Source organism: Mesorhizobium neociceri (genome assembly GCF_013520985.1).
In the GTDB taxonomy this organism is placed as follows: Bacteria; Pseudomonadota; Alphaproteobacteria; order Rhizobiales; family Rhizobiaceae; genus Mesorhizobium; species Mesorhizobium neociceri.
In genome coordinates this window covers 771813-784199 of sequence record NZ_JACDTY010000001.1, presented here as the reverse complement: position 1 = coordinate 784199, position 12387 = coordinate 771813, and the positions used below count along the sequence as shown (strand labels likewise).

The 12387-nt window shown below is 63.7% G+C and carries 12 protein-coding genes; 3 read left to right on the top strand and 9 right to left on the bottom strand.

Annotated elements, in window-relative coordinates; all coding sequences use genetic code 11:
- On the bottom strand, positions 1 to 894 hold the full coding sequence (locus H0241_RS03625; protein WP_181056031.1) for a LysR family transcriptional regulator: 894 nt from the start codon (positions 892 to 894) through the stop codon (positions 1 to 3).
- A 129-nt stretch (positions 895 to 1023) separates the two neighbouring features.
- On the opposite strand from H0241_RS03625, the gene H0241_RS03620 reads away from it, so the two are divergent.
- Complete coding sequence (locus H0241_RS03620; RefSeq protein ID WP_181056030.1) at positions 1024 to 2478, top strand: MFS transporter; 1455 nt, start codon at positions 1024 to 1026, stop codon at positions 2476 to 2478.
- 15 nt (positions 2479 to 2493) lie between these two features.
- On the opposite strand, the gene H0241_RS03615 is transcribed toward H0241_RS03620, so the two are convergent.
- From H0241_RS03615 to H0241_RS03605, 3 genes are all read right to left on the bottom strand, one after another.
- Entirely contained in the window at positions 2494 to 2991 is a 498-nt protein-coding gene (locus tag H0241_RS03615; protein ID WP_181056029.1) for a MaoC family dehydratase, read from the bottom strand.
- Positions 2992 to 3170: 179 nt separating this feature from the next.
- Positions 3171 to 3593: a phasin family protein gene (locus H0241_RS03610; protein WP_181056028.1), complete on the bottom strand. Its 423-nt coding sequence runs from the start codon at positions 3591 to 3593 to the stop codon at positions 3171 to 3173.
- Positions 3594 to 3715: 122 nt separating this feature from the next.
- The gene (locus H0241_RS03605; protein WP_181056027.1) at positions 3716 to 5011 is read right to left on the bottom strand and encodes a DUF445 domain-containing protein; all 1296 of its coding nucleotides are present in this window, start codon (positions 5009 to 5011) and stop codon (positions 3716 to 3718) included.
- A 290-nt stretch (positions 5012 to 5301) separates the two neighbouring features.
- Between H0241_RS03605 and rirA the strand changes: the two genes are divergently transcribed.
- A complete protein-coding gene (gene rirA, locus H0241_RS03600; protein ID WP_181056026.1) occupies positions 5302 to 5763 on the top strand; it encodes an iron-responsive transcriptional regulator RirA in 462 nt (153 codons plus the stop codon).
- Between the two features lie 5 nt (positions 5764 to 5768).
- On the opposite strand, the gene H0241_RS03595 is transcribed toward rirA, so the two are convergent.
- From H0241_RS03595 to hemP, 5 genes are all read right to left on the bottom strand, one after another.
- Positions 5769 to 6557: a heme ABC transporter ATP-binding protein gene (locus H0241_RS03595; protein WP_181056025.1), complete on the bottom strand. Its 789-nt coding sequence runs from the start codon at positions 6555 to 6557 to the stop codon at positions 5769 to 5771.
- 7 nt (positions 6558 to 6564) lie between these two features.
- Positions 6565 to 7662 carry a FecCD family ABC transporter permease gene (locus tag H0241_RS03590; protein WP_181056024.1) on the bottom strand — a complete coding sequence of 366 codons (1098 nt, stop codon included), beginning with the start codon at positions 7660 to 7662 and terminating at the stop codon, positions 6565 to 6567.
- A 4-nt stretch (positions 7663 to 7666) separates the two neighbouring features.
- The gene (locus tag H0241_RS03585) at positions 7667 to 8554 is read right to left on the bottom strand and encodes a heme/hemin ABC transporter substrate-binding protein (protein WP_181056023.1); all 888 of its coding nucleotides are present in this window, start codon (positions 8552 to 8554) and stop codon (positions 7667 to 7669) included.
- A 125-nt stretch (positions 8555 to 8679) separates the two neighbouring features.
- On the bottom strand, positions 8680 to 9738 hold the full coding sequence (locus H0241_RS03580) for a hemin-degrading factor (RefSeq protein ID WP_181056022.1): 1059 nt from the start codon (positions 9736 to 9738) through the stop codon (positions 8680 to 8682).
- 23 nt (positions 9739 to 9761) lie between these two features.
- Entirely contained in the window at positions 9762 to 9968 is a 207-nt protein-coding gene (gene hemP, locus H0241_RS03575; protein ID WP_023673860.1) for a hemin uptake protein HemP, read from the bottom strand.
- A 272-nt stretch (positions 9969 to 10240) separates the two neighbouring features.
- On the opposite strand from hemP, the gene H0241_RS03570 reads away from it, so the two are divergent.
- The gene (locus H0241_RS03570) at positions 10241 to 12382 is read left to right on the top strand and encodes a TonB-dependent hemoglobin/transferrin/lactoferrin family receptor (protein ID WP_235983903.1); all 2142 of its coding nucleotides are present in this window, start codon (positions 10241 to 10243) and stop codon (positions 12380 to 12382) included.
- Positions 12383 to 12387 lie beyond the last annotated feature (5 nt).

The following is a 12387-nucleotide window of genomic DNA, read 5'->3' as shown; positions in this document are numbered from 1 at the left end:
TCAGCGAGAGGCCGCACAGACCTCGCGCACGCAATCGCGCAGCCAGCGTTGCGCCGGATCGGCGTCAAGCCGTGGATGCCACAGCATCGAGATGGTGACCTCGACGGTGGCGACCGGCAGCGGAAAGCTGACCATGCCGGCGCGTGCGCCTTGCGTATGCCGTTCGGGCACGCTGGCGATCAGGTCCGACGTGCGCGCCATAGCAAGAGCCGCCGAGAAGCCGGAAACCATGCACGCCACAGTCCGCTGCAGGCCGAACCCACTCAACGCCTCATCGATCGGCCCTTTTTCGCGGCCGCGCCTGGAAACGCTGATGTGGCGGCCGGCCGCATAGCGTTCCGGCGTTATCGCGCCTTCGCTCAAGGGATGGCCCGCTCGCACCGCGCCGACGAAGCGGTCGCGAAACAGCGCCTGAATGCGGACCTCCGGTCCCGTCTCACCGGCAACGCCGATTTCCAGGTCGATCGCCGCGTCGCGCAGCGCCATCGCATCCTTGCCGGATTTGGGCGCAAAGCGCAGCCGCACGCTAGGTGCCTCGGCTCCGACCCGGGCGACGAGACGCGGTCCAAACTCCTCGACGAAGCCTTCATTGGTGCGCAGCGTGAAAATCTGGTCCAGCTTCGCGAGATCGAGAAGCCTGGCAGGGCGCAGCAGCGTTTCCGCATCCTGGACGACACGGCCAGCCTGCTGCCGCAACTTCTCCGCGTGCGGCGTCGGAACCAGGCCACGGCCGGCGCGAACCAGCAGCGGATCGCCGGTCGCCTCGCGCAGCCGCGCCAGCGTCCGGCTCATTGCCGACGGGCTGAGCCGCAGCCGACTGGCCGCGCGTGCCACGCTGCCTTCGGCGAGCAGGACGTCGAGAGCGAACAGCAGATTGAGATCGGGCGATGTCATTGTCTAGCTATAACATGACATGGCGTTCTATGCATGAATAACATGCAAATGCTGCGCCTTCCGCCCTGCCACTTTAGAAATTAGATCTCCGACAGGTCCGTTTCCCGGACCAAGAAGAAGGAGATCGCCATGGCAATTGCTGAGCAAAACGAGCGCGCATCGGCGTCGCGGAAAACCCAGTCCGCAGTCTTGGCATTGGCAAGCCTGTCGCTCGCCACGCTGCTGTCGTCGCTCGGAACCAGCATTGCCAGCGTTGGGCTGCCGTCCCTGATGCAGGCCTTCGGCGCGTCGTTCCAGTCGGTGCAATGGGTGGTTCTCGCCTATCTGCTCGCCATCACCGCCCTGATCGTCAGCGCCGGGCGGCTGGCCGACATGGTCGGCCGCCGGCCGTTGCTGCTTGGCGGCATCGCGCTGTTCACGCTGGCTTCGGTGTTCTGCGGGCTGGCGCCGACACTGTGGATGCTGATCGCGGCGCGCGCCGTGCAAGGGCTTGGCGCGGCGCTGATGATGGCGCTGACGCTGGCCTTTGTCGCGGAGACCGTGAGCAAGGAGAGAACCGGCAGCGCCATGGGCCTGCTCGGCGCCATGTCGGCGATCGGCACCACGCTCGGCCCCTCGCTCGGCGGATTGCTGATCGCCGGTATCGGCTGGCGAGCGATCTTCCTCGTCAACGTCCCGCTCGGCGTCGCGACCTTCGCGCTTGCCTGGCTGGCCCTGCCTGCCCGCGGCAAGTCTACGGAAGCCGCTCAAGGCAGCTTCGATGCGGTAGGCACCGCGCTGCTCGCTCTGACGCTCGCCGCCTATGCACTGGCGATGACGCTCGGCCGGGGCAATTTCGGCACCCTAAACATCGGCCTGCTTATCGCCGCCGGCATCGGCGTCGTTCTGTTCGGCTTTGCGCAGACGAAGGCGAAGAATCCCTTGATCCGGCTTGCCCGGTTGTACGACTTCCAGCTCAGCGCCAGTCTGGCCATGAGCCTCGCCGTCGCCACCGTCATGATGGCGACGCTGGTGGTTGCGCCGTTCTATCTGTCGCGTGGGCTTGGGCTCAATGCCGCGATGGTCGGCTTAGTGCTATCGACAGGTCCGCTGGTCTCGGCGCTCTCGGCGCTTATCGCCGGCCGCCTCACCGATCGCTTCGGCGCCAACAGGATGATGATCGCCGGGCTGCTCAGTCTTGCCATCGGCACCTTCCTGTTGTCGCTCGCCATGACGGAACTCAGCATAGCCAGTTACATCGTGCCGATCACCGTCACCTGCTTTGGCTACGCGCTGTTCCAGACATCCAACAATGCCGCGGTCATGACCGGAGTCGGCGCCGGTGAGCGCGGCGTCGTGTCCGGCTTGCTCAATCTGTCGCGCAATCTCGGCCTGATCACCGGCGCATCGCTGATGGGCGCCATCTTTGCGGCCGCCTCGGCGGGAGGACAGGAAACTCAGGACGTGTTGACCTCAGCGGCAGCCGCCCATGGAATGCAGGTGACCTTTCAGGCAGCAACGGTTCTGGCAGTAACTGCACTGTTGCTGGCGCTGCTATCGGCCCGATCAGCCGGCAGGTCATCGTCGCGGCAACAGCCATCGTGATCGAAAGTAGGGTGCTTAAGGCGCGGCCCGCTTGCGACGTTCATAGAGCATGACCAGCGTTTCGGCGGTCAATGCCGGCCTCTGCTCGCCCTCGATCTCGACCGTGTTGGCGGCCTTCATCAGATACTGGCCTGGTCCCCGGTCCTCCACCGACAAAAGCGTGGTGCGCAGCCTGATGCGTGCGCCCACCCTGACCGGCGCCAGGAACCGCACCTTGTCGAAGCCGTAATTGAAGGCGGCTTGGGTGTTTTCGGGCACGATGCCCAGATCGAGCGCCAGCGCGCCGATGATCGACAGCGTCAGATAGCCATGCGCGATCGTGGTGCGAAATGGGCTCTGCCGCTTCGCGCGCTCCGGATCGACGTGAATCCACTGATGGTCGCCCGTGCATTCGGCAAACTGGTTGATGCGGTTCTGGTCGATGGTCGTCCATTCCGACACGCCGAGCTCCTGCCCGGCCATCGCCTTCAGCTGCTCAAAGGTCGGCGGCGTCTTCGGCCGTATTTCCGTCATTCCTGCTTTCCCGATGGCTCCAAATGCCTCGGACCACGAACCGACAGCCCCTGTCAATTCGCCTGTTGCGATTCCGTTCCGCCATTTTCCGCCAAACGGCACGCCTCGTCCATGGCCACGCGCTGCAAACCGCCCGCCTGTACAGGAGGCGGCGGGCCGCGATCACGCAACGCCAAGAATCACTTCTTGTCGTAGCCGGAGCGGATCTCCTCCATCGCTTCCTTGATGCGCTCGCGCAGGATCTCGACAGATTCGGTGCCAGATTTCTTGACCAGCTCGGCCACTTCGCTGGCATTTTTCAGGGCGGCTTCGAAGGATTTCTTGGCGAACTCTGCCTGTTTCGACATCAGCTCCTGGGGATTGCCCGGCGCCTTGTAGCTGTGCGCCATGTCGCTGACTTCACGCAGCGTGTCCTGCAGCATCTCGCGCTGCCTGGACAGAAGCGATGTCGCTCCGGCAGCCCCGGCCCGCGCTGATTTCTCCAGCGCTTCGAGGTTCTTGCGGTGATGCGCAAGGATCGCCTCGACGTTCGGCACCTTCAGGTCACGGCCGAACCGGCTGAACATGTCCAGGAACGAATCGGATTCGGGTTGTTTGGCCATTGCTCGCTTGCTCCCCAGTTTGCGCAAATGCTGGAACCCTGTTGCGGACAATAGCACTCGCGCGCCGCGTGTCCATTCGCCCGCGCAACGCAATTTTGCGGTGCAAAGGCGAAGCGCCCGCTTCAACCAGCGAGGAACAATAGCTCCGCCGTGTAAAGCACCAGGCCGGCAAGGCCGCCGATGATCATGCCGTTGAAGCGGATGTATTGCAGGTCCCTACCGATGTTCATCTCGATCAGCCTGGTCAGCTGGGCAAGGTCCCAGCGCTTGACCTGGTCGGCGATGAACGTCGACACGCCGCTCTTCTGACTCTCCACGAACGAGCTAAGCGCCACGACAAAGCCTTGGTTCATGTCGGCCCTGATCTGCGGATCGCCGGCGAGATGGCGGCCGACCTCGACGAACATGTTGGCGAGATGCTCGCGAACGATCGAATTCTCCGCCCTGGCGTCCTGTTCGATGAACACGCTGAGGCTCTGCCACATGTCACCGGCCAGCGCCTTGACCTCCGGCCGCGCCAGGAAATCGCGCTTCAGCTTCTCGGCCCGCTTGGCGTATTGCTTCGAGGTCCTGAGCCGCTCGATGAAGCTATGCGCGAAACGGTCGAATTCGGCGCGCATCGGGTGATCGGGATCGGCCCGCACCTCATCGAGCAGCGAGCCGGCGGAAGCGACGATTTTCTTCAACAGATACGCGTCGGCGCGGAACAGGTTGAAGAGCGACGGCAATTCCTCGCGGATTTTTTCGCGCATGGTCGCCAGCGCTTCCTCGTCGTTGAGGAAGCGGCCGATCACGCGGGTAAACTCGTCGAACAGTTTCTGGTGGCGACGGTCGTCGGTCAGCGCCGACAGCAGCTCGGCCGCTAGCGGCGCCAGCGGCACCTTGTCGATCTGCTCCAGCATGCGGCTGGTGACGAAGCCGCGCAGGCCGGATTGCTCGATGGCCGCAAGCGTCTGCGGCACCAGCCGCACGACGAAGCGCGACAGGCCGGCGGCGCGCTCGGCGTCGGCCAGCCAGTCGGCGACGAGCGCCGCAAAATCGACATCGGCGAGCTTTTCGCGCACCGGCTCTGGCGCCAGGAAATTGACCTCGATGAAGCGGCCGAGATTGTCGGCGATGCGGCTCTGGTTCGCCGGGATGATCGCGGTGTGCGGGATCGGCAGGCCGAGCGGTCGCTTGAACAGCGCCACCACCGCATACCAGTCGGCCAGGCCGCCGATCGTCGCCGCCTCGGCGAAGGCCGCGACGAAACCAAGCCACGGATAGGTGCTCTCAAACGACTTGGCCATGGCAAAGACCACGACGCAAAGCACCAGCGCAGCCGTGGCGAGGAACTTTGTCCGACGCAGCGCCGAAAGCTTGGCACCCGCCTCGCTGTCAAAAGCGGCGGGCGCCACGGACGAAACCGATTGAGACATGGATGAGGCGCTCCTGGTCGATCTCTATCTGGTCTGGGCTATTTAGGGAGTGTTTCGGCCCGCGGCATGATCGGATAGGCCGATTTCGCCCGGGACTTGCCGATTTCGCACGCAAAGTTGACAAGAATATTCATCTATCATGCAATCCCAGTCTGGAATTGTTCCAAGGTATAGGCCATATTCCGGCTAGGCCAGTGCGAGCGAATCCGAAGTTCCGGATGAGAAGCCGCGCCAGCACGAATCTAAATCTGGTGCAGTTCCAATGCGCCAGCACTTGGGTGAGGAATGAAATGCGGTTAACGCGCCAAACCAACTACGCCATGCGCATCCTGATGTATTGCGCGGCCAACACCGAACGGCTGAGCCGCATCCCGGAAATCGCGGCCGCCTATTCGGTGTCGGAACTCTTCCTGTTCAAGATCCTGCAGCCGTTGGTCGAGCACGGCCTGGTCGAGACCGTGCGCGGCCGCAATGGCGGCGTGAGGATCGGCCGCCCGGCCGAGCAGATCAGCCTGTTCGACGTCGTGCGGGTGACCGAAGAGAGCTTCGCCATGGCCGAATGCTTCGAGAACGACGCCGCCGAATGTCCGCTGGTCGACAGCTGTGCGCTCAACTCGGCGCTGCGCGAGGCGCTCAACGCCTTTTTTGCCGTGCTCTCCCGCTACACGATTGCCGACATGGTGGCGGCGCGCCCGAATGTCCGCCATTTGCTCGGCATCGACATGCTGGAACGCCGCGCCCCGGCCGCCTGAACTTTCTAGGCTGCGGACTGCGGCAGGACGAACGGCATATTGGCTGCAGGCAACACGCCGACACGCAGCCGGCAATCAAAGACCTTCTCGATCAGATCGTCGCTCAGCACCTCTTGCGGTGAGCCGTCGGCGGCGAGCCGGCCGCGATGCATGACGAAAATCCGGTCGGCATACATGGCGGTCAGATTGAGGTCGTGCAGGATGGCGATCACGCCGCCGCCGCGCCGGGCGAAATCGCGGGCGATGTTCATGATGATCAGCTGGTGCTTGATGTCGAGGCTGGACACCGGCTCGTCGAGGAACAGGTAGCGCGGCTTGCCGTCGAGCACCGGCGCCCAGACCTGGCACAGAACGCGCGCCAGCTGCACGCGCTGCTGCTCGCCGCCCGAAAGCTCCTGGTAGAAGCGGCCGGCAAAGCCGTCGAGGTCGACACGCGCCAACGCCCGCTCCGGCAGACGATCATCTTCGCCCGGCAGCACGCCGGAACGGCCGCCGACAAGGCCGAGCCTGACCACTTCGCGCACGGTGAAGGGAAAAGACAGCGTCGTCGCCTGCGGCAGCACGGCACGCGCTGTCGCAGCCTCCACCGGCTTCATCACGGAGAGGTCGCGGCCGTTGATATCAACCGTTCCTGAAAACGGCAGATCACCTGACAAGGCCTTGAGAAAGGTGGTCTTGCCCGAGCCATTGGGTCCGACGATTGCCGCGATCTCGCCCGGCCGCGCGGCAAAATCGACATTGGTGACAATGCGCTTGCCGCCGATCGCCACCGAGACATCGCGTGCTTCGATCAAGACAGCCTCACAAGTCGACTACGCCGCGCTTACGCAGCAGGATCCAGAGGAAGAACGGCGCGCCGGCGATCGCGGTGACGATGCCGATCGGCAGTTCGGCCGGCGCCACGATGACGCGGGCGACGGCATCGGCCAGAAGCAGCATCGAGGCGCCGAGCAGCGCCGATGCCGGCAAGAGATAGCGATTGTCCGGGCCGATCAGCAGCCGCAGCAGATGCGGCACGACGATGCCGACGAAGCCGATGCCGCCGCTGACCGCGACCGAGGCGCCGACTGCCGCCGAAACGCCGACGATCGCGGTGTATTTCAGCCGCTGCACCGGAATGCCGAGATGACCGGCGGTCGCCTCGCCCAGCGCCAGCGCGTTGAGCCCGCGAGCCAAAAACGGCATTGCCGCCAGCGCCAGCACGATGATCGGGCCGATGGAAGCGATCTTCGGCCAGGTCGCGCCGCCGAGCGATCCCAGTTGCCAGAAAGTCAGGTCGCGCAATTGTCGGTCATCGGCCATGAAGATCAGGATGCCGGTCAGCGCCATAGCAAGCGCGGCCAGCGCAATGCCGGCAAGCAGCATGGTGGCGACCGAGGTGCGTCCCTGCCGCGTGGCGACGCGGTAGAGCACCAGCGTCACCGCGAGGCCACCGCAAAAGGCGGCGAGCGGCAAGGCCAAACTGCCGAGCGCCAAAGTGAGCGGCGCCAGCCAGGTCGTGCCGAGCACGATGACGGCAACCGCACCGAGGCTCGATCCGGCGGAAACGCCGATCAGGCCGGGATCGGCGAGCGGATTGCGAAACAGCCCCTGCATGACAGCGCCCGATACGGCCAGTGCCGCCCCGATCAGCACGCCGAGCAGAACGCGTGGCATGCGTATGTCATAGACGATCAGCCGGTCGCGGGCGCCGAGTGCGGCATCTCTAGGTACAGTGCCGGTCAGCCAGTCACGGATGACACCGACGGCCGATGCATCGGAGGCGCCCGACGTCAGCGACAGGAACATGGAAAGCGCAAGCACCACGCACAGAAGCAAGATAACCAGGCGCGCACGCCCCGAACGATCGCCTTCGGCCGCCACTTTGCCCGCCACGCCGGCGATCGACTGATCCACCATCGGCTCAGTCCGTGACCTGACTGCCATAGAGCGAGACGGCGAGATCGTGGATGGCGTTGGCCGTGCGCGGCCCGAAGCCGAGGAGGTAGCTGCCATCCATCAGGATCAGTTTGCGGCCTTCGCCGGCCGGCGTCGAGGTGATCGACGGGATAGCGAACAGCTCGGCCTCCGCAATCGGCGGTCCGGCATTCTTCATGGCCAGGATCACGTCCGGCCTGGCGGTGACGATGGCCTCGTCGGACATCGGCTTGTAGCCGGAAAAACCTTCGACCGCATTGACCGCGCCGGCAAGCTTGATGATGCCGTCGCCGGCGGTGTCGCTGCCGGCGGCCAGGATCTTGCCGCCCTGGATCGACAGCACAAACAGGATGCGCTTGCGCTCCTTGATCGACGCCGTCTGCTTCTCGGCAGCCTTCAGCTTGGCATCGGTCTCGGCTACCAGCTTCTCGGCCTTGGCATCAACGCCGAGCGCCTTGGCGACGATGCGGATCTTTTCCAGGATGCCATCATGGCTGTAGTGCTCGGGCACGTCGATGAACGGAACGCTCGACTTTTTCAGCACATCGACCGCTTCCTTCGGGCCGCTGCCGTGCAGCGCCAGAATGCCGGACGGATTGACCGACAAAACACCTTCCGCCGACAGCTGGCGCATATAACCGACATCGGGCAGCGCGACCGCGGCCGCGGGGTAGCGGCTGGTCGAATCGCGGGCGACGAGATGGCCTTCCTCGCCGAGCGCGTAGACGATCTCGGTGATGGAACCGCCGATGGCCGCGATCCGCGACGTGTCGGCAAACACCCCCACGTTTTCGCTGGCCGGCGCCGGCGCGGCAAGAAACAGCGATAGGCCCATGGCCGCGGCAAGCGTCGGGCGCCTGAACAGTGAAATCATCGTCGTGGTCCTCAGAGCATGATGCCGAAAAGTGTGAAGCGGTTTTCGGACGACATCATGCTCTATCTCTTTGATTTAGAGCCGGATTCAGATTTCAGGTCGACTCGACCTGAAATCATCCGGTTCTAGGCTGCGGTCGGGCTTGGAATGCGCGGCAGGTTTTCGGCCAGGAACCGCCAGTCGTCGCGCTCGCCCTCGCCTTCATGCCGCTTGCCGAAGAACTGGATGATCATCTTGCCGTCGGCGCCATAGGCTTCGAGCGACGTGACATGACCGTCCTTGGTTGGCTTGCGCACGGCCCAGACCTCGTGGATGTGATCGGTGCGCAAATGCAGGTGGAAGGTCTCGTCCATGACGTTGATCCAGGGACCCATCGGCTTGATCGACTTGACCGGACCGGAATGGATCTGGATGCAGCCACGGTTTCCGACAAAACACATGATCGGCATGGCGTCCGTCGCGGCGTGATGGAACATGGCGCTGACGGCGTCACTGTCGAGCAGCCAGGCATAATCCTGGCCGACCATGCGCACAGCCTGGCGTCGGCTGAGCTTGAGCGCCTTCAGCATGCCGAAGAACTGATGCACATCGGTCAGCCGGCTCCAGCGGTCGCGCAAATCGTCGACGTTTGCGGGGGCGCCCGGCGTTTCGGCGTCATCGTCAGCCAGGCCTGCGATAGACACGGTCGGCTCCTGATTCGACGATTCGAGACCGGCCACGAGCTTCTGATAGGCGTAGAGATTGGACGCCGGCCGCAGATGCACCTTGTGCACCGCATCGCCCGCCGCGTCGAAGAATTGCAGGCTGCGGCGGATATCGCCGTCGTCGCGTTTTTCGACGGCAAAGCCATGCGCCCAGACCTTCGGAAAGATGCGCAGGTCGATGTTTTCGCCCAGCACCATGGCATTGTGCGCGCCAGGCACGACCTTGTCGTAGGCGCCGATCTTCTCGTGCACCGCGCTTTCGTTGCGGGTCAGCGCCATCACTTCGCCGACGGCGTCGAGGCCGGTCAGAAGATCGTTGACCCGCGGCTCGACGCGCACGACGCCGTCGCCGCAATGCGCGGCGACCAGTTCGGCCTCGGAAATACCGAGCTCGGCGGCCAGGTCGCGCTCGCGGGCCTTCGGGTTGTCTGCCCGCGCCCGCCGGATTTCATGCGGGGCGGGTTTCACGCGCTGGTCCATGTCCTGCTTACCTGTCTGGTTCGTCACTTGTTGAGGATCAGCTTGCCCTGGCGGGTGATCTTCAGCCGATAGAGCGCGCCATGGTGCTCGATGCCGATCTCGTGCTCGCCCTGGAACAGCGTGTTGGAGGACAGCGTCCTCACCGCCAGCGGCACCCGATCGAAACGGGTCGGCGTCTCCTCGGAACGGCGGACGCGGTAACGGAAGTCATTGGGATTGTGGGTGTTCATCTCTGTCGATCCCTTTCCTGTGCCGGGCGTCTGGCTAGGCGTTGCAAAATGCCGATTCATTTCTTGACTTGAATAGTCATGTTTATTAGTCAGTGCATTACCGGACCAAATGAGTCAACATTTAAGACGCCGGACGGAATGAAAAATGCCAGCGAGCGCCGCCGCCAGCCAGCATCGAACCTGGATTTGGAGTTGGGGCAATGGGGTTGGCAAATCGTGGACGACTGGATCTGGCAAACACCGATCCGGTGCATCGGCCTATGGTAAAGGCGATGGCAGCCTTGCTTGCGGGAACAGCTGCGATCGCACTGCTGACACCGTCGGCCAGCGCTCAACAGGCAGCTCAGCCGGCCGCTGACCAGGCCGACCAGGCCAAGAAAACCGAAGACGCCAAGCCCGCCCCTGCCGGCGTGACGCTGCTGGACAAGATCCTCGTCATCAGCCGCACCGGCGAAACGGCGATCGAATCGCTGGCCTCGGCCAGCCATGTCGACCAGGAACAGCTCGACCGCCGCATGGCGACGACACCGAACGAAATGCTGCTAGGCGTTCCCGGCGTCACCGTGCAGGCCGATGGGCGACGCGTCAGCTCCAGCATCAACATTCGCGGCCTGCAGGATTTCGGCCGCGTCGCGGTCATCGTCGATGGCGCCCGACAGAATTTCCAGCGCTCAGACCACGGCACGCAGTCGACCTTCTATGTCGATCCCGAACTCATCAAATCCGTAGATGTGATCCGCGGACCAACCGCCAACACCTATGGCTCCGGCGCCATTGGCGGCGTCGTCTTCTTCGACACCAAGGATGCTGAGGACTTCTTGAAGCCGGGTGAGACCTGGGCCGGCTCTGTCACCGGACGCTACGAAAGCAATGGCAAGGGCTGGACCACCAGCGCCAGCGGCGCCTACAAATTCAACGAAAACTGGGATGTGCTGGGCAACATCGTCTACCGCGACTACGACGACTACAAGAATGGCAGCGGCGACACCATCGCCGGCACCGGCTTCGACGTGCTGAGCGGCTTGCTCAAGACCACCATCCGCCCCAGCGAAAACAGTGAATTGAAGCTCGGCTGGGTCGGCTCGAGCGACAGCTGGACGGAAACCAGCGGCAGCGTGCCGGCCAACGACGTCGACCTGAAGTCGAACACCTTCACCGCCCGCTACAACATCACCGACGACGCCGAGAGCTGGCTCGATTTCCACATCAACGCCTCCTACAACAAGACCAAACTCGACCTGACGACGCTCGTGCCGCAAAACCGGTTCGATCCGGTCACCGGTCTTCCCGTGGTGCTGCCGGCAGGCTCGACATCGACCTTCGATGTCGGCACCACCGGCATCGACATCTGGAACACGTCGCGTTTCGAGACCGCCGGCATCGCGCACGAGCTGACCTATGGCGGCGACTGGGTCGGCGACAATGTCGAGACCGGCGGCACGTCGGGCGGCGACAGCTTCTACACGCCGTCGGGCAAGCGCAACGTTTCGGGCGCCTACATCCAGGACAAGCTGACATGGGACTGGCTCGAAGTCATCACCGGCCTGCGCTACGACAATTACAGCTTGAAGGATTCGGACAACGAAACGTCAGGCGACAGGCTGTCGCCGCGCATCACCGTCGGTGTCTCGCCCTTCGAAAGCGCCAGCCTTGCCGGCCTGCAATTCTACGGCACCTACGCGGAAGGCTACCGCTCGCCGTCACTGACCGAAACGCTGATCAGCGGCAACCATCCGGCCGGCGTCACCTTCCCGTTCCTGCCCAACCCGAACCTGCGGCCTGAAACCGGCAAGACCACCGAATTCGGCGTCAACTACAAGCTGAACGACGCTATCGAGGCCGGCGATGCGTTTCGGCTCAAGGCCGCCTACTTCCACAATAATGTCGACGACTACATCGCGGGCGTGACGCTGTCGCCATTCGACCCGACCAGCGGCTGCCCGTTCGGCCCCGGCATTCCGATCTGCTTCCAGTACCAGAATTTCGCCCAGGCCAAGATCAACGGCTTCGAACTGGAAAGCGTCTACGATGCCGCCTGGGGTTATGCCGGGCTCTCGGCCTCGATCATCAACGGCCACACCATCTCTTATGAAGGTGAGCGCGCCGACCTTGCCACCATCCCGTCCTCGCAGGTCACCGGGCAGCTCGGCTTCCGCTTCCTCGAAGACAAGCTGACCGTCGGCGGCGAGGTGCAGTACAACGGCAAGCCAAAGGGCAATCCCGTGGCCAAGGACTATACGCTGGTCAACGCCTTCGCCAGCTACCAGGCGACCGACAATTTGAAGGTGGACTTCCGCGCCGACAATTTGTTCGATGTCAAATACACCAACCCGCTGAACGGCAGCACCACCGCCGTCGTCTACGAACCCGGCATCACGCTGAAGCTGGCCGCAACCATGCGCTTTGGAGGCTGACACCC